Annotated in this window: 14 protein-coding genes and 2 pseudogenes; 11 read left to right on the top strand and 5 right to left on the bottom strand. The window is 56.3% G+C overall.

Annotation, left to right across the window (positions count from 1 at the left end; translation table 11 throughout):
- Positions 1–257 precede the first annotated feature (257 nt).
- The 5 genes from ABTV22_RS14890 to ABTV22_RS14870 all read left to right on the top strand — a co-directional run bounded on the left by ABTV22_RS14890 (position 258) and on the right by ABTV22_RS14870 (position 5,625).
- Complete coding sequence (locus ABTV22_RS14890) at positions 258–2,261, top strand: aminotransferase class I/II-fold pyridoxal phosphate-dependent enzyme (protein ID WP_433735276.1); 2,004 nt, start codon at positions 258–260, stop codon at positions 2,259–2,261.
- Between the two features lie 26 nt (positions 2,262–2,287).
- Positions 2,288–3,070 (top strand): transporter substrate-binding domain-containing protein, encoded by a 783-nt coding sequence (locus ABTV22_RS14885; protein WP_433735275.1) that lies wholly within the window; start codon positions 2,288–2,290, stop codon positions 3,068–3,070.
- A gap of 120 nt (positions 3,071–3,190) precedes the next feature.
- Positions 3,191–3,904 carry an ABC transporter permease gene (locus tag ABTV22_RS14880; RefSeq protein WP_433735274.1) on the top strand — a complete coding sequence of 238 codons (714 nt, stop codon included), beginning with the start codon at positions 3,191–3,193 and terminating at the stop codon, positions 3,902–3,904.
- A gap of 18 nt (positions 3,905–3,922) precedes the next feature.
- Complete coding sequence (locus ABTV22_RS14875; RefSeq protein ID WP_433735273.1) at positions 3,923–4,621, top strand: ABC transporter permease; 699 nt, start codon at positions 3,923–3,925, stop codon at positions 4,619–4,621.
- Complete coding sequence (locus ABTV22_RS14870; protein ID WP_433741408.1) at positions 4,621–5,625, top strand: DMT family transporter; 1,005 nt, start codon at positions 4,621–4,623, stop codon at positions 5,623–5,625. The genes ABTV22_RS14875 and ABTV22_RS14870 overlap by 1 nt, the downstream gene beginning before the upstream one ends.
- Here the strand turns inward: ABTV22_RS14870 and ABTV22_RS14865 are convergent.
- Positions 5,581–6,120, bottom strand: a pseudogene (locus tag ABTV22_RS14865) (TetR/AcrR family transcriptional regulator); the annotation flags it as partial. The gene ABTV22_RS14870 and the pseudogene ABTV22_RS14865 sit on opposite strands and share 45 nt — an antisense overlap.
- Positions 6,121–6,351: 231 nt before the next feature.
- Between ABTV22_RS14865 and ABTV22_RS14860 the strand changes: the two are divergent.
- Both ABTV22_RS14860 and ABTV22_RS14855 read left to right on the top strand, forming a co-directional pair.
- The gene (locus ABTV22_RS14860) at positions 6,352–7,368 is read left to right on the top strand and encodes a succinylglutamate desuccinylase (RefSeq protein WP_433735272.1); all 1,017 of its coding nucleotides are present in this window, start codon (positions 6,352–6,354) and stop codon (positions 7,366–7,368) included.
- 125 nt (positions 7,369–7,493) lie between these two features.
- Positions 7,494–8,117 carry an NIPSNAP family protein gene (locus tag ABTV22_RS14855; protein ID WP_433735271.1) on the top strand — a complete coding sequence of 208 codons (624 nt, stop codon included), beginning with the start codon at positions 7,494–7,496 and terminating at the stop codon, positions 8,115–8,117.
- A 72-nt stretch (positions 8,118–8,189) separates the two neighbouring features.
- On the opposite strand, the pseudogene ABTV22_RS14850 reads toward ABTV22_RS14855, so the two are convergent.
- Positions 8,190–8,762 (bottom strand): annotated as a pseudogene (locus tag ABTV22_RS14850) (hypothetical protein); the annotation flags it as partial.
- Positions 8,763–10,424: 1,662 nt separating this feature from the next.
- Complete coding sequence (locus ABTV22_RS14845) at positions 10,425–10,751, bottom strand: hypothetical protein (protein ID WP_433735270.1); 327 nt, start codon at positions 10,749–10,751, stop codon at positions 10,425–10,427.
- Positions 10,752–11,104: 353 nt separating this feature from the next.
- Between ABTV22_RS14845 and ABTV22_RS14840 the strand changes: the two genes are divergently transcribed.
- Positions 11,105–11,488, top strand: coding sequence for a hypothetical protein (locus ABTV22_RS14840; RefSeq protein ID WP_433735269.1), 384 nt, complete (start codon positions 11,105–11,107; stop codon positions 11,486–11,488).
- A gap of 276 nt (positions 11,489–11,764) precedes the next feature.
- On the opposite strand, the gene ABTV22_RS14835 is transcribed toward ABTV22_RS14840, so the two are convergent.
- Together ABTV22_RS14835 and ABTV22_RS14830 are read right to left on the bottom strand one after the other, a co-directional pair.
- The gene (locus ABTV22_RS14835; RefSeq protein ID WP_433735268.1) at positions 11,765–12,583 is read right to left on the bottom strand and encodes an inositol monophosphatase family protein; all 819 of its coding nucleotides are present in this window, start codon (positions 12,581–12,583) and stop codon (positions 11,765–11,767) included.
- A 404-nt stretch (positions 12,584–12,987) separates the two neighbouring features.
- On the bottom strand, positions 12,988–13,515 hold the full coding sequence (locus ABTV22_RS14830) for a hypothetical protein (RefSeq protein WP_433735267.1): 528 nt from the start codon (positions 13,513–13,515) through the stop codon (positions 12,988–12,990).
- Positions 13,516–13,538: 23 nt separating this feature from the next.
- Here ABTV22_RS14830 and ABTV22_RS14825 point away from each other — a divergent pair, with 23 nt between their 5' ends.
- The 3 genes from ABTV22_RS14825 to ABTV22_RS14815 all read left to right on the top strand — a co-directional run bounded on the left by ABTV22_RS14825 (position 13,539) and on the right by ABTV22_RS14815 (position 16,159).
- Positions 13,539–13,796, top strand: coding sequence for a helix-turn-helix domain-containing protein (locus ABTV22_RS14825; protein WP_433741406.1), 258 nt, complete (start codon positions 13,539–13,541; stop codon positions 13,794–13,796).
- Between the two features lie 497 nt (positions 13,797–14,293).
- Entirely contained in the window at positions 14,294–14,743 is a 450-nt protein-coding gene (locus ABTV22_RS14820; RefSeq protein ID WP_433741252.1) for an antitoxin Xre/MbcA/ParS toxin-binding domain-containing protein, read from the top strand.
- A 345-nt stretch (positions 14,744–15,088) separates the two neighbouring features.
- On the top strand, positions 15,089–16,159 hold the full coding sequence (locus ABTV22_RS14815) for an alkene reductase (protein ID WP_433741250.1): 1,071 nt from the start codon (positions 15,089–15,091) through the stop codon (positions 16,157–16,159).
- Positions 16,160–16,169 lie beyond the last annotated feature (10 nt).

The raw sequence follows: 16,169 nt of genomic DNA, 5'->3' as shown, positions 1-16,169 counted from the left end.
GATATCCACTTTGTGCAAGCGAGACTGTGAAGCGAGGGGGGCATCCCTTCGCCACACAGCTCGCTCGCGCAGGGTTTGATTGAACAATCAGATGAATAAAAAACGTCGCGACTGTCGTAAAAACGACCTGTTTGCGCTGAACGCGAACCCCTGCAAGTTTTCTGTTGAACGACTGTTCAGCTTGGACTATGTTCGTTCCACCTTCTTTCCCGGCTGGTTGCGGGCTTGCGTTTCTTCATTTTGAACGAGGCACTGGCATGCGGTTTTCACCCTTTGTTGAGCGGATATCTGGCCAGGGCGTCGCCGCTTGGGATATTCACTACGCGGCGTATGAAGCGCGACGTCAGGGCGAGGATGTGATCATTCTCAGCGTCGGCGACCCGGATTTCCCCACCCCTGATTTCATCACCGATGCCGCCATCCACGCGCTGCGCGAAGGTGACACCCACTACACCGAAGTCGCTGGCCGCCCGGCCTTGCGTGAGGCCATTGCGGCACGCTACGGCAAATTGTTCGGCCGCGAGCTGCAAGCCGACAACGTGATTGCCGTGGCCGGGGCGCAGAACGCCTTGTTTGCCACCTCGATGTGTTTGCTGGCGGCCGGTGACGAGGTGATTGCCCTCGATCCGATGTACGTGACGTATGAGGCGACGCTCAAGGCCTCCGGCGCGACGCTGGTGCGGGTGCCGTGCTCGGCGGACGATGACTTCCGCCTCGATGCGGCAGTGTTAGCCAAGGCCATCACCCCGAAAACCCGAGCGATTTTCCTGTCCAACCCCAACAACCCCACTGGCGTGATGCTCAACCGCGAAGAGTTGCAAGCCATCGCTGAACTGGCCATTGCCCATGACCTGTGGGTGGTGGTGGACGAAGTCTATGAAAGCCTGGGGTTCGAGCGCGATCACCTGAGCCTGGCGGCGTTGCCGGGCATGGCCGAGCGTTGCGTGGTGATCGGCAGTCTGTCCAAATCCCACGCCATGACCGGCTGGCGAATCGGCTGGGTCGTGGCCAATCCCGCGCTAGTCGCTCATGTTGAAACCCTGGTATTGAGCATGCTCTACGGCTTGCCGGGGTTTGTCATGGAAGCTGCGCTCAAGGCCGTGCAGGCGCACGACGAGGTCAGCCACGGCATGCGCGACATCTATCGCCGCCGTCGCGATCTGGTGGTGGCGGGTTTGTCCGATTGCCCGGGCATCTCGGTGCTCAAACCCGATGCCGGCATGTTTGTGTTGGTGGACGTACGCGCCACCGGCCTGACTTCGCTGGAATTCGCCTGGCGCCTGTTGCGCGAGGCGAAGGTGTCGGTACTCGACGCGGCGGCCTTTGGCGAACCGGCCCAGGGTTTTGTGCGGTTGTCCTTCACTTTGGGTGAGGATCGACTGACCGAGGCCTGCCAACGCATTCGCGATTTTGTTCTGGTGCTCAAGGGTGAGGCGCCGCGTCCCATCATCGGCCGCGTGACCTGTGACGCGAAACCCGAACCGGTCGCGGCCCGGACCATGATCGAAGTCGATCAACTGCACAAACGCTTCGGTAATATCGAGGTGCTCAAGGGCGTGTCCCTGACCGCCCGCGAAGGCGAGGTGATCTCGCTGATCGGCGCCAGCGGTTCGGGCAAAAGCACGCTGCTGCGCTGCATCAACATGCTCGAAGTGCCGGACCAGGGGCGCATTCTGGTGGATGGTGAAAGCATTCATTTGAACCACACACGGCCCGGCGCGCCGCTGGTCTCCGACGCCAAACAGCTGGTACGTATCCGCTCGAGCCTGGGTATGGTGTTCCAGAATTTCAACCTCTGGCCCCATCGCACGGTGCTGGAAAACCTCATCGAGGCGCCGACCCAGGTCCTGCGCGAGAGCAAAGCCGAAGCCACCGAACGGGCTGAAGCCTTGCTCGAACGCGTGGGGCTGGCGGCCAAGCGTAACGAGTACCCGGCGTTTCTCTCCGGGGGGCAGCAACAACGGGTGGCCATCGCCCGGGCCCTGGCCATGCGGCCCAAGGTCATGCTGTTCGATGAACCCACCTCGGCACTCGACCCGGAACTGGTTGGGGAAGTGCTGCGGGTGATCCGATCTCTCGCCGAAGAAGGCCGGACCATGATCCTGGTGACCCATGAAATGGCCTTCGCACGCGACGTCTCTTCCAAAGTCGCCTTCTTGCATCAAGGCCTGATCGAGGAAACCGGTTCGCCGGATGAAGTGTTCGTACACCCACGCAGCGAGCGTTGCCGGCAATTCGTCAACGCTCATCAGACTCGCTAAAAACAACAAAAGACGGGGCAAAAACCATGGGAAATCGACGTTTGGCAAACTGGTTGACTGGCGCGGCCTGCTTGATGCTGGCCGGGATAGGCGCCGCGCAGGCTCAACCGATCAGGTTCGCGGTCGCCGCCGAACCCTATCCGCCATACACCGAAAAGCAGGCCAACGGTGAATGGAAGGGCTTTGAAGTCGACCTGATCCACAAACTGTGCAGCGAAATGAAAGCCGAGTGCGAAATCAAGGAAGTGGCGTGGGACGGCATCATTCCATCGTTGCTGGCGAAGAAGATCGACGTGATCTTCTCTTCGATGTCGGTCACCGAAGAGCGGGAAAAACAGATCGCCTTCAGCAAGGCCTACTACGACACCCCGGTCGGGATTGTCGGCCCCAAGGGCACCACGGTCGCCAAATACCCGGACGATCTGAAGGGCAAGACCATTGGCGTGCAGAACTCCACGGTCAGCGCCAGTTTCCTCAAGGCCCATTACGAAAAAATTGCCGACGTTAAGTATTACGACACCCAGGACTCGGCCAACGCCGACATGGTGGCCGGTCGCCTGGACCTGATGATGGCGGATGCCACGGCCATGACCGCCTTCATGAAGTCCCCGGACGCGCAAAACCTCGAGTACCTCGCCACAGTTCCGTATGACCCACTGTTCGGCAAAGGCGTGGGGGCGGGCATTCGCAAGGATGACACCGAGCTCAAGGCCAAACTCGACAAGGCGATCCAGGAATTGCTGGCCAGCAAGGACTACGACGATCTCTCCCAAAGTTACTTCGGTGCCAGTGTGAAGCCGGCGTTTTAAACGCGTAGGAGCCGGCTTGCTGGCGATAGCGGCATCAAATTCAACATCAATGTTGTCTGATCGACCGCAATCGCCAGCAAGCCGGCTCCTACAGGGGGATGTAACAGACGGGAGACTGAAATGCCAGCAATGTTCGATTTGATCAATTTCAGCGAACAAGGATGGGGCTTAGCGCTGCTCAAGGGACTGTGGATGACCCTGCAGATATCGGCGGGGGCTTTTGTGCTCGGGCTGGCCATCGGCCTGGTGGTGGCTTGCCTGAAGTTGGGCGCGCCGAAACCGATTGCGGCGCTGGCCCGTGGCTACACCACACTATTTCGCGCGGTGCCAGAGTTGTTGCTGATTCTGTTGCTGTTTTACGTCGGTTCCATGTTGCTCAATTCGTTGTCTGCTGCGCTCGGTTACGGTGCGGTGAATGTCAGCGGTCCGTTGGCGGCCATCGTAGTGTTGGGACTGGTGCAGGGGGCCTATGCGTCGGAGATCTTCCGCGCGGCGATCCAGGCGATTCCGTTTGGCCAGATCGAAGCGGGCAAAGCCTTTGGGTTGCACGGCTTTGGCCTGTTCCGCCGCGTGACGCTGCCGATCATGGCGCCCTACGCGATGGCGGGGATGGCCAACCTGTGGATCAACCTGATCAAGGACAGCGCCCTGATCAGCGTGGTCGGCACCAACGAGCTGCTGTACACCGCCAAACAAGGCGCGGGATCGACGCGTCACTACCTGTTGTTCTACCTCACGGCCGCCGCGCTGTATTACGCGGTGACGCTGGTGTCCAACTATTTGTCCGGACGGCTGGAGCGACGCATTCGTCGCTGGATGCCTCTTGCGGACTAAACCGACTGAGCAATTGAAATGATTCCAGCGTGGACCCTTGAATACGCGTCGTTGTTGCTCCGAGGGCTGCAAACGACCATTGCCATCCTGGTGATTTCCAGTCTGTTGGGTTTCGTACTGGCAGTACTGGTGGCTCTGGCACGGATTTCGAAAAACAAACTGATCGCCAAGGTCAGTCTGTTCTACACCAGCGTGACCCGTGGTACGCCGCTGCTGATACAGATTTACATCTTCTATTACGGTCTGGGCAGCCTGTTTGCACAGTTCCCGCTGATTCGCGGCAGTTTTCTCTGGCCGTATTTGCGCGATGGCTACTGGTACATCGTCTTTGCGTTGGTGGTGTCGGTGGGCGCCTATGTCGGCGAAGTGATCCGTGGCGGTCTGTTGGCCGTGCCTAAAGGTGAAATGGAAGCCGCGTCGGCATTTGGCATGACGCCGCGCCAGGCCCTGTTGCGGGTGCGTTTGCCCAGGGCGCTGCGCTTGCTGTTGCCGACCCTGGCCGGGGAAACCGTGATGCTGCTCAAATCCACGGCACTGGCCTCGACCATCGCGGTGATCGACTTGCTGGGCGCGGCCAACGTGGTGCGGGCGCAGACCCTGCAAGTCTATGAACCCTTGCTGTTGGTGGCCGGGGTGTATGTCTGCCTGACGTTCCTGATCGAAGGACTGTTCGCCTTTGCCGAGCGTCGCGGCACACCGGTGCGCAGGTCGGCATGATGAACAAGCCCGTGGTTGACCGCTCGCTACAAGGCATTGGCCTGTGCACTTTGGGCTACGCGTTCCTGTCGTTGCAGGACGCGGGCATCAAGTGGCTGGTGGCCGACTATTCGGTGTTCACCATCCTGTTCTGGCGCGCGCTGGTGGTGGTGGTCGCGGTGCTGTTGGTGGGACGCTCTTCATTGGTCCAGCGCGCCTGGCGCTCCTCAAGCCGGCGCTTGTTGGTGGTGCGTGGCTTGTTGTCGATCGCCGCCTGGCTGCTGTACTACACGGCGGCCCGGGACCTGACCCTGGCGGAGATGACCACCCTGTATTTCTCGGCACCGATCATGGTCACGGTGCTGGCGACAACCATTCTCAAGGAGCGCGTCACCGGCTGGCAGTGGCTGGCCCTGATCATCGGTTTTATCGGCGTGGTGATTGCCTGTCGTCCCGGCAACATGGCTGATCCGCTGCCGATTGCCCTGACGTTGCTGGCGGCGATGTGCTGGGCGTTCACCTATATCCAGCTGCGGCAGGTGGACGACCAGACCTCAGTGCTGGAACAGATGCTGATCACCAACGTGGTGTTCGTCATCTGCATGGCGCTGGCATTGCCCTGGACGCACACTCCAACCCCGACGCCTGCCTGGCTGGGCATGCTCGTAGCAGGGCTGATGGGTGGCATGGGGCAGTTCCTGCTGTTTGCCAGTTTCCAGCGTGCCACCGCGACCGTGTTGGCGCCATTCGAGTACACCGGGTTGATCTGGGCGTTCCTGTTGTCGAGCCTGGTCTGGGGCACGCTGATGGATGTGTCGCTGGTGATCGGCGCCGGTCTGATCGCGGTCAGCGGCACCCTGGCGATGATTTTCGGCCGGCACCCATCACAGGACGTCGTCGGTGCCGAATGCTCCGTGTCGCAGTCCCTTTATCCAGCAACGGCAGATGTGGAGGCCGTTAGCGGGACTGAAGGTCTCGGGGTTCAGGCACCACTCGATCCAGAGCCCGTCGAGCATCGCCGATAAACCGATGGCGGCGAGGCGGGTGTCGTGGATAACGAAACCTTCGCTGGCCGCCAGATCACCGAGTAACCGGCGCAGCAGGTCGAGGTAGGCGCCGTAGCTTTTTTCGTGGGACTGGCTGACGTGTTCGGAGTGGCGGATCAGGCTCCAGAACACCACCCAGGCCCCCAGTAGTTTGGGGTCCATGACCCGGGGTGAAAAAGAACCCTCCAGGAAGGCGTCCATCTTTTGCGCCGGGGTACCGGCTTGTTCGATCTCATGGAGCAGGGCGGTGGTCAGTTCGCTGGCGAGTTTCTGGTAGGTGTCGGCGATCAACGCATCGATGCTGCCGAAATGGTGATTGAGCAGGCCAACCGATACCCCAGCCTCGGTGGCGATGCGCCTGACCGATATCCCGGCGTGGCCATCGCGGACCAGGCAACGCAGGGTGGCGGCAACCAGCAGTTCGCGGCGCTCATCGGGTTCGGTACGGCGGTTTTTCGCAGGGGTGCTAGTCACGGGAAAGTCCTTGGGTAGGTTCCACGCTGGCGAGCTTAGTTGAACGTGTGTTCAATCTCCAGTATCGACAGCAATGTAATGAAACTCACGCATAGCAGAAGGCACATCCAGTTGTGGCGAGGGGATTCATCCCCGCTGGACTGCGCAGCAGGCCCTTTTTTGGGGCCGCTTCGCGGCCCAACGGGGATGAATCCCCTCGCCACAGACAGTTAGTCAGAGGAGGGTAAGTGCATGGTGCAGGATGTCTCGTTCAACGTTCGCAACAACAATGGCGACGCGCTGCAGGTCAGTGCCTGGCGCTTCGAAGGCGAGGGCGACGGGCCGAAGGTGCATTTGCAAGCCGGGGTGCACGCCGATGAAATCGCCGGGATGCTGGTGCTGCACCGGCTGATCGAGCGTCTCAAGTTGGCCGAGTCAGAAGGGCGGCTCAAGGGCAGTGTGACGGTGGTGCCGCAGGCCAACCCCCTGGGTATTGGGCAGTTTCGCCAGGGGCGGATTCTGGGGCGCTATCACGATGCGACCGGGCAGAACTTCAACCGTGGTTTCGACCAGTCGGCGGCGATGGCGCGACCTTCGACCGTGGTTCAGCAATGGCAGCAAAAACTGGTGCAACTGGCGGCAACGGCGGACGTGATGCTCGATCTGCACACCGATGACGAAGCGCTGCCTTACCTCTACGTACATCGCAGCTTCTGGTCCCGTGGCTGCGATCTGGCGGCGGCGATGAAGATGGACGTGGCGATCATTTGGGACGACGGCGACGACGGCTCCTTCGAGGAAACCATCATCTCGCCCTGGCTGCGCGATGGCAGCACCGGCCAGCGCATGGCCGCGACTTTGGAGCTGCGGGGGCAGGGCGACGTCAATGATCGCTTCGCCGAATCAGACGCCGAGGGTCTGTATGCCTGGCTATGTTCATACGGGGTGATCGATGAAGCAGTGACGCCCGCTGACTGGCCCGTGGAGGTCGTGCAGATGGGCCACATGGAAACCATTCTCGCGCCGCAACCGGGGGTGCTTATCTTCGAGAAAGAACTGGGCGATGTGGTTGAAGAAGGCCAGCGCTTTGCGCGCATCCTGCGCCGGCCAGGCGATCCGTCTTCGGAAGTGGTGTTGCATGCCGAGCAGACCGGGCGTCTGGTCACGCGCTACCGGGATCGTTTGATTTCCCAGGGCATGGCCGTGGCGAAGTTCACTGGCAGTCGTCTGTCGAGGAATTGGAGTGGCGGCTTGTTGGACCCGAACTAGTGTGCCAGTAAAGAAATTACCTATCGAACTGCGGCTTTTACCGTCTTGGAGAGTGATCGTCCGAATACCCTGCCATGTAGCGTTTGCATAGGCTGATGCATTTGCAGCTTATGGGGGAGTACGTCATGCGCTTATTCGAGTTGATCACCTTTACGGTACGGGTTCGCACCGTCGCGCAAGCACTGGCGCGCATTGAAACTTCACTGGCAGAGCCCGAAGTCGGCGGCACGCTGATTGGCTGCTGGGCCTCGGAGATTGGCCAGTTGAACCAGATCGCCGTGTTGCGCGGTTTCGCCGACGAAAACGCACGTCAAACCGAGCGCGAGCGCTTCTTGCTGGACGGCAGGGCATTCGGCATCAACGAGTTCATCACTGACCTGCGGATCGAAAACTACAGCCTGTTCCCGTTCCTCAAGCCCTTGAGCGCCGGTCGCCATGGGCCGTTCTATGAGCTGCGCGTCTACGACCTGATCAGCGCCGGACTGCAACCGACACTCGAGGGTTGGGCCAAGGCCATCGAACCACGCACCGCCGAACAGTACTCACCGGTTTACGCAGCGTTCTATGCCACCGACGGCGCACTGCCGCGTTACCTGCACATCTGGCCCTGGACCACCCTGGAGCAGCGCCTGCAAATACGCACCCAGGCAGTGGCAGACGGCGTCTGGCCACCGGAGAACTCCGGCCCGCAACTGCGCGACATGCGTTCGACGATTTACTTGCCGGCGGTGTTTTCGCCGTTGCAATGAAGAAGACGTGTTTGCCGGGCGGCCTAAAGGCCAGCTACCTGTCCTAACCTGACACACAACCGTAGGAGCTGTTGATCGCTGGTCTTTCTTCATGTTGGCGGGACTGACGCCGTAGGCGTTTTGGAAGTACTGGCAAAACCTGCCGACATTGCTGAATGAGCCTGAATGTACTCAACGGCTTTCACATGTCGTGGCGTAATGGACCGGGCAGGGTGCTTCAAGGCCTGAGTGAAGTTGTGCAGCCAGGCCTCCAGCACAGCGTCTACCAGCATTTCCCGCAGGCGCGAAGGCATCAGCGAGCCCGTGTTGATCAACTGGTCGAACTCGGTCCCGGTGGCCAGTTCCACCAAGCCCCGGATGCCCTGGAACGCCAAAGCATTGAGATCTATTACTGGTTCGAAAAGGACCTTCTGCAGAATCGGCTTACCCAGCAGCGTCGACAGGTGCAGGGTGAGGATCGAGCGTTTTATCGATATCCCGTGCTGTGCATGATTATCGACAAAGCGCGTGGAACTAACCTCGGCCTTGTCAATCGCTAGGCCGACCTGGGAAGTGCCTATCTACTCTACCGGGTAGCGGTGCGGAGTCCGAATTGAGGTTGCCGAACATTGTCGAGAACAACGCACCGAAGTCGTCGCTGCTCATGTCGTTGGATCTGAGGATGATTGGCTTGCGAGTCGTGCCTGTGTACACCGGTAGGATCACCTTGGGGAGCGAGGCCGGGGACGTTATCAGGGCGCGATGACAGGTGAGTGACATGAGTACTTGAGTGAGTGTCTGGCTAGTTGTGTGCGGTATTGAGCGGGTAAGAGGGTGGACGGACGAAGGTGAGGGTGGACGGGGTAAATAATATAACTAAACTAAAGAGGCATTTAGTTTAGTTATATTAAATAGTTATTAAAAAGAAGGGTAGCTCATCCGTGCACGCCACCTTCCAACTAAGTACCGTATCCTCAAATGGCACGCATAATCGGGACGTTTAATCGCTGATAAACCTCGCCAATAAAGGGTTCCAGGCATCTGCGGCAACCATTCAAAGAGGTATGCAATGGGGGCATTTTTCAAGCTGAATGCTTCAAAGCGCTCACACCACCTGAAATTGGCCTGAAAATCCTGCTCAAGTGCGTCATTTCCGTGTCTGACAAGCACCAGGCACGTGGGGTGTAATCTATGAGCTTGACGTCGACAGGCTCAAAGCATGCTCACATGCATTTGCGATCTGTGAGAAAGACGCCGGCTGATCGGCGCAAAGACAATCACGATTTGCTGATGTTGCTGGTACGGTGCCCGAGGAATTCTGAGCAGCCTGGATACGGACAGCCAAGAAGATGACTTCAGGAGATACCGCGATGTGTTCGCCAACGGCCGGTATCCATCTGAGCCGAGTGGCTTAACATTTTCCGATCCAGCACTGATGAGGTTGCTGCAGTGGACGCTGGCAAACGTGTTTGGCAATTACAAAAATTAAGGTCATGGGGAACGAGTTGAAGCAGAGTGACCGAGGCCTGAGCCTGGCTTCAAATCTGACCACCACCGGCCCTCAAGCCGCAATACTTTGTTACGCATAATGTATATTATGTTAAATGATGTGTCAGGATGCCGTAGAGCCGATCCTCTCAACATCTACACTCGTGCTCCAATCGACCTGCTCCAATCGCGAAATCACCGGAAACGGCCTCTTTAACCTCTTAACCTATTGATTCGGCGGGATATACGTTTGCCACGATCCAGGCGGCTCATCACTTTTTTAACGATATCAGCGGACACCCTGGTCCTTGCTACGGTTTATAACCTACTGATATCAATAGCTTTTTTCCCTGCGGGATTCCGGGAACAGCTTCCCCGAGTTTTCGTCAATGAGCGGACTCATTCAACATTGTCTCTGGCGTTCCCGCTGGATAAAACTCAATGAAATCAGTGGTTAATGGGCTTTTTAACGTATTGAGCGGACTTTCCCGGAGCGCTCCGAACTAAAGATGCGAAAAAACGTGAACTAAATGTTTGAAAAATTGGGGTGCGCGCATTTGTGAATTTTTAGTTTCGTGTCATTGTCCGTTTCGCTGGCGTGGTTGATCCTCAAGTGTGGCTATGCGACGCTCCAGGGTACGAATGGTTTCCTCAAGCTTATCCACTCGAGACTCAGTTCTCTTGCGATTCCGTGAAATTGAAACTTTTTGCCCCCAGATCGTCCGCGCGCCCTTCTAGAAAAGCTAAATTTGAAACTCGCGGGCTGTTCGGTCCGAAAATTTGCAACTTTTTGGGTCAGTCGCAAGTGTCAAAATTGGTGAGTAAACTTGATCGTCTCGCTCACGGTTTATCTGTCGAGCTTCCGCCATCGTTGAAGAAATCGTCCGCTGCAACCATGCCGAAATTGTCAGTTAATTTGTCCTTTTCATTTTCACTGAACATCGTTTGAGCACGCCTTTCCTGCTTAAGGCTGGCAACTGCCTGGAAAAAGCAACGTTCACACAGGTGTATCTCATAGCGCTCACCATCGTGGACCGAGCCGTATCCCCAGTGGGCCTGCAACATGGCGTATTGGAGGCCAATATCCTCGACGCGAGTGCTTTCGAGGCAGACATCGCACAGGATGTCGCTGACGATCTCAACTTCTTTCTTTTCTTTGATCTTCATCATCACCTCCCGTAGCCCATAATTTACCAATCCGCCTGACGCAGCAACCGCTCAGGAGAAACGCTCGTTTCGAAACACACATCTGGAATTTCAACCTGTTGATGGGTGGCGGCACACAGGTTCGATTGATTCCGTCGTTGGTCCAAATTCAACAGACCATGGAAAGAGTGAGCATATCGAAAGGTACTTGCGGCTCCAACGGCACCGATAAGTCCATGTCCTGCCAGTGCGCTAAAATCAGAGTACGTCTGGACCTGGTGTTGACTGTCATATGTCAAATGCCGGATCGCGTTTCTTGCACAATGGATCCTACTATGGCAGCGCCTCGGAATATCGCCTTTCGGGAGCAGCAAATGCTCGAGGATGCAAAGAAAACCATCCTCGGCAGTGGTGACTTTCTCCCTCGGGACCAAATTGCTCAGCAATTCGGCGTATCCCCTGTATCGGCTCTCTTTGAGTGGGAAGCAGGAGGACACATTTTTTCAATTGAACACGCAGGCAACTCATTGTTTCCAGCCTATGCCTTCCAGGACGGCATTGGGCACGGACCAGTACCTGATCTGAAGGCGATACTCGATGTTCTGAGAACGAAAAAAGACGGATGGGGAATCGCATTTTGGTTTGCCTCCAGCAATGGATACATTGGAGGCTGTCGACCGCAGGACATTCTATTGTTTGATGCCGGCAAACTACTGCGAGCCGCAATGGATGAGGTTTCAGGCATTACCCACGGATAGATCAGCAGGGTTGATGTCCTACCCGATAACCGTCAGTCCTGAAATGCACCATTTATGAATGGTCGGGTAACTTTTCTCATTTAACACTCCCCTCCCTTTTTAACGTCAACGAGCAAGCAAGCCACTTTGCCATGTTTGGTGATGACAAAAGTGTGTCCCTGACCGACCAGCGCAAGGAGTCGGCGCAAGCGGCGACGAGCCTGAGTCTTGCTGAAGGTTGTACACATTGCCGGTGCACCTCTTGAATGCGCGAAGCGATTAACGATATCCCTGATATTAATCAGCGGAGAAAATGCGATCCCAATCTCGGCTAAGCAATGTACGGCAAGCTGACTCGGAACCACCAAAGCAACGCTGCGAGACTATCTGCATGCTAGCTTCAGTGAAATAGCGAATGGATTCACCGTGCTCATCAAGCAAAACTCCTCCAGCACCTCGTAACAGGGCATGGCCGGCTACCACGTCATGTGCAGAGACAGGGTAAAGTGAAATTCCACAAACCCCCTCCCCGGCGACGACTTTGGCAAGCCGGTATGCAATCGAAGGCATCGCCACAAAGCGACTGGGGGCACACAGCTCCTCATTGAGTTCTGCCTTATAGATCGCGGCGGAACTAACCATCACTTGGGCCTCACCTGACAACGCCTTGGTGGTAAGCGTTGCCTTGGTTGCTTGTCCATTACGGATTAACGCACTCACCCCCTCAGCCCAGGCAATGCAATCTGTGGAGCCTTCGATAGTGACTGGCGCGTATACCACGCCCAACACGGGCACATGATCACGCAACAAGCCAACCGATATGGCGGAGCCTTTGAGTCCCTTGAGAAAATCACTTGTACCGTCATTTGGATCAACTACCCAACACCATGGATGCCCGGTGAGGCTATATCCAGTTTCTTCCCCCCAGAAATCACAGGAGAAAAGCTCAAGTAGGTGCTGATGCAGCACGCGTTCGATTTCTACATCGATCACGGCTTTATCATCCTTCCCTCGTGGTCCACCCACCCTCTCCCACTCATCTATAAGCAATTGACCCACGCGAGTGACTACCTCGATGGTTTGATTGAGCAGATCTGGAAGATCAGGTGTGCACATAGGGCGTAACCAAAGTGTGAGGGAGCCGCTTAATAACACCTGTCAGCTCCCAGCTCAGGGCCGACCTGCAGAGCCGTAATGGGGCATGCACACGGTCGGGCATCAAGACAAGGCGCTCACTGCGTATTGAGCCCGCTAGCGGAACTGAGTAAGGCTCCAGCCAACCTTCCAGTGGGTTCCTGATCAATTACAACTGGTGTTAGCGCATCGAAAAATCGATGTGATGCTTTTTTTGAACGGCGTGCCAACAAGCGTTTGGCCTCAACGTCAAGTTTCGCCTGCAAAGCCCACTTAGAGTATTTGATTTTACGTCTGCCTTTCATCGCGACCTCTGACACGCCGTAGGGGATAGTCAAGTTGTCATCATAGGACCGCTGACAGCCATGAGGCGCTGAAAGCACCGACTAGTTGGGCTCTACCGCTTCCGCAGGCAGATTCACCGCATTCACTATGCGAGTAATGACGGTCGACAGCCACGTCTGGTGAGCAACCAGCTCAGGGTCATCAGCGCCGTCAGCACTGGATACTTCGTAGAGGGATCGCCACTCAACGATATCTGATGGCTCGATTTTAGCGCTGTCCCTGAAAACAGTATTTGACGCGAGGCGGTAGGCATATGTATCCACACCAGGAGGACCTGCACTGAATAGTTTGACTCGCGCAAAGTCAACTACGGCTTGCGCGATCCATCGCGAAGTGCCGTTCAGTTCAGGAGGAATTGCTAACTGGACACCCACGATAGCTTTATCTGAGTCAGGCCGGTCCATTTCGTGAAACAGGTCAACCAGGTCTTGGCCTGAGAAACGTTTGACTATCCCTACCCCTTCCTCAGGCTGAGCAACGTTAGCAACGGCTACGAGCACCATCGTTGAGTGACCGAGCTCGTCACTCGTCACCGATGGCTGACGGGCGCAATTCTGAAGTGCAGGCATAGAGCTTTCCCAAAAAATGAACACTGTTGCGTAACACGCGGGTTCGTTGCGGCTTGACCCAAGAAGACTTCGGAATTGTGAGTAGTCGAATCTATCTCAGCACACTTGAGCGGGGCTTGAAGAATGTAACATTGGAGAAGGCTTCCGAGCTTGCCGACAGGATGGACGTCCATCCGCTTACGCTCCTTGTCGAGTGTTTTTTGCTCCTTGACCCTGATTCAGATATTGACTCACTTTTTGAGCGTATCCGACACGAGATCGAAGCAGGTATGCGCGACTAATCATCGTCTGGAGCAGACTTGCCTTCAAATCGCACTTAGCGAGGCCATCCAAGCCTCATATGCGGTCCTTAGTGTGCTCCATTTGTGCCCTCCGAATATGCGCAGGCTCGGTGTCCTGTCCTTAGAGCAGGCTTGAGTAGAACGCATTTGTGATCGACTGAAAGCGATCAACGCATTCGGAAACTCTGGGCAGAAGCCAGCCGCCTAAAGATTGCATTTTTTTGGCGATGCATCCGCGCATACAATGCTTGATGGAGGCAACACACTGGGGGCAATAGAGGATTTAGAAGAGATCACTGACATGGCGTTTTTGCGGTAGGACAGTAGTATTCAGATGACGTCTCCACTTCCATCTGCCGTGTCCGAAGAACAGGCGAGAAATGTGCACGTCGGCAGATTCAGAGGCGAAGTACAATCCGTAAAGTAGCCGTTCGCAAAAAACAGCTATCGGCTGTGGATTCAACCTGTTCCATCCCCTTTCCAAAGGTGCCTCCACCATGATTGCTGGCGTTATGCGCAAGGATGCTTACCGTGATTTTCGGGTTCGGTTGGAGCTGCTCCTTCATATTCCCACCAATGCGTCAGATCAGGATATCCACGAACTCATTGAGGCTGGCTTCTTGGCTGACAGCGTCACTGTTCTTTGCGACGTAGGCGCGATAGGCCCAACCGAGCGCAATCAGATTATTCCGCTCAGGACTCTTAAGGTCAGGTTGGCAGCAAATCAGCGACTGACTGTGCACCAAAGTGATCGAGTTTTCCGATTTGCTTACATCACAGCCATGGCTATGACACTCTTCGGGAGTGAGGAGAAAGCGAAACGTTGGCTCTCTAAACCTATGGATTGTTTCTCAGGAAAGGCCCCATTTGCGCTGCTCTCCACATTCCATGGCACCCGTCTAGTTGAGGAGATGCTGATTCAGGAAGCGGAAGGGATTGCATTTTGATCCCGTAAACCAAAACGTATCATTCATCTGTGCTATTCACTTTGGGTAGTGAAGGACTTTCTTCGTTGTCTCGACAGAAGAGTCAACAATTGACTCTTCAAGCAGTGTTTGATCGCGCTTTGCACCTGCCATGCATTCAGCAAGGCTACCTATCTCAACCCACCCTCCTCCTATTTTCTTACCTCATCCTCCAATCCTGAAGGTTGAACCCCATTTATCTGAAGTTAATCATGGAATCCGTTAGAGATATTGTCCCATCAGTGGATCAGTAAATTCAATTTTACCCAGTTTATCCCGCATCAGGATTGATCAATGATGGCTCCATCACTACTGAGGAGCCCCACAATGAATTCTCTCTTTTCTCAAGTCCAGGTCAGTCGCTACACCCTCTCCAATCGTATGGTCATGGCCCCTATGACGCGTTCACGAGCCGATGATGCCGGCGTGCCGAGCGAATTGGTTGCGACTTACTACGCACAGCGTGCCAGTGCCGGCCTGATCATCACTGAAGGCGTGTTCCCCACTGCAATGGGCAAGGGTTATGTCCGTACCCCAGGTATCGAAACTACCGAACAGGTCGCCGCTTGGAAGCACATCACTGAGGCCGTGCATGCTCGTGGTGGACGGATTTTCATGCAGTTGATGCACAGCGGACGCATTTCGCACCCTTCGTTGTTGCCGAATGGCGCCCTGCCCCAGGCACCTTCAGCGATCAAACCCGCTGGCCAGACCTGGACCGCGACGGGCCTGCAGGATTTCGTTACCCCCCATGCACTGAGCGTGGTTGAGATTGCCACGGTCATTGAAGGCTATCGCCAAGCGGCGCGCCTGGCCATGGAAGCTGGCTTCGACGGTGTCGAGTTGCATGCCGCGTCGGGCTACCTGCCTGAACAATTTCTCTCAACTGGCAGCAATCAGCGCACGGATGAATACGGTGGTTCGATTGAAAACCGTGTGCGTTTTGTATTGGACGTGCTGTCCGCTATCGCGACGGAAATCGGTGGTGACCGGGTGGGCCTCAAGATCTCGCCTGAAATGAATTTCAACGACATCATCGATGCCAACCCGCAAGAAACCTACACCTATCTGGTCGAACACCTGCATGGGCTGAATCTTGCCTATCTTCATGTTGCCCTGTTCGGCGCCAGTGTCGACTACCACGCCTTGTTACGTCCGCTGTTTGACGGCAGTTACCTGATCGGTGGCGGACTCGATCAACACTCCGCCGAATCTCTGATCGCTGACGGCCGCGCCGATGCCGCCGTATTTGGCAGCGCATTCCTCGCCAACCCGGATCTGCCCGAGCGTTTTCGCAGAGGCGCTGAGCTCAATGTTCCGGACAAAAATTCGTTCTATGCACCGGGTGCGCAAGGGTACATCGACTACCCGACTTTGCCCGCAGTGCAAGGCGTCTGAGGAGCGCAGT

It is taken from the genome of Pseudomonas putida, from assembly GCF_050990305.1.
GTDB lineage: Bacteria > Pseudomonadota > Gammaproteobacteria > Pseudomonadales > Pseudomonadaceae > Aquipseudomonas > Aquipseudomonas putida_AH.
This window is presented reverse-complemented; position numbering and strand designations above follow the sequence as displayed.

Excerpts from the sequence above, each read along its gene's own strand:
- ABTV22_RS14890 (WP_433735276.1), top strand. The coding sequence starts at position 258 with ATGCGGTTTTCACCCTTTGTTGAGCGGATATCTGGCCAGGGCGTCGCC.
- ABTV22_RS14885 (WP_433735275.1), top strand. The coding sequence starts at position 2,288 with ATGGGAAATCGACGTTTGGCAAACTGGTTGACTGGCGCGGCCTGCTTG.
- ABTV22_RS14880 (WP_433735274.1), top strand. The coding sequence starts at position 3,191 with ATGCCAGCAATGTTCGATTTGATCAATTTCAGCGAACAAGGATGGGGC.
- ABTV22_RS14875 (WP_433735273.1), top strand. The coding sequence starts at position 3,923 with ATGATTCCAGCGTGGACCCTTGAATACGCGTCGTTGTTGCTCCGAGGG.
- ABTV22_RS14870 (WP_433741408.1), top strand. The coding sequence starts at position 4,621 with ATGAACAAGCCCGTGGTTGACCGCTCGCTACAAGGCATTGGCCTGTGC.
- ABTV22_RS14860 (WP_433735272.1), top strand. The coding sequence starts at position 6,352 with ATGGTGCAGGATGTCTCGTTCAACGTTCGCAACAACAATGGCGACGCG.
- ABTV22_RS14855 (WP_433735271.1), top strand. The coding sequence starts at position 7,494 with ATGCGCTTATTCGAGTTGATCACCTTTACGGTACGGGTTCGCACCGTC.
- ABTV22_RS14845 (WP_433735270.1), bottom strand. The coding sequence starts at position 10,751 with ATGAAGATCAAAGAAAAGAAAGAAGTTGAGATCGTCAGCGACATCCTG.
- ABTV22_RS14840 (WP_433735269.1), top strand. The coding sequence starts at position 11,105 with ATGCTCGAGGATGCAAAGAAAACCATCCTCGGCAGTGGTGACTTTCTC.
- ABTV22_RS14835 (WP_433735268.1), bottom strand. The coding sequence starts at position 12,583 with ATGTGCACACCTGATCTTCCAGATCTGCTCAATCAAACCATCGAGGTA.
- ABTV22_RS14830 (WP_433735267.1), bottom strand. The coding sequence starts at position 13,515 with ATGCCTGCACTTCAGAATTGCGCCCGTCAGCCATCGGTGACGAGTGAC.
- ABTV22_RS14820 (WP_433741252.1), top strand. The coding sequence starts at position 14,294 with ATGATTGCTGGCGTTATGCGCAAGGATGCTTACCGTGATTTTCGGGTT.
- ABTV22_RS14815 (WP_433741250.1), top strand. The coding sequence starts at position 15,089 with ATGAATTCTCTCTTTTCTCAAGTCCAGGTCAGTCGCTACACCCTCTCC.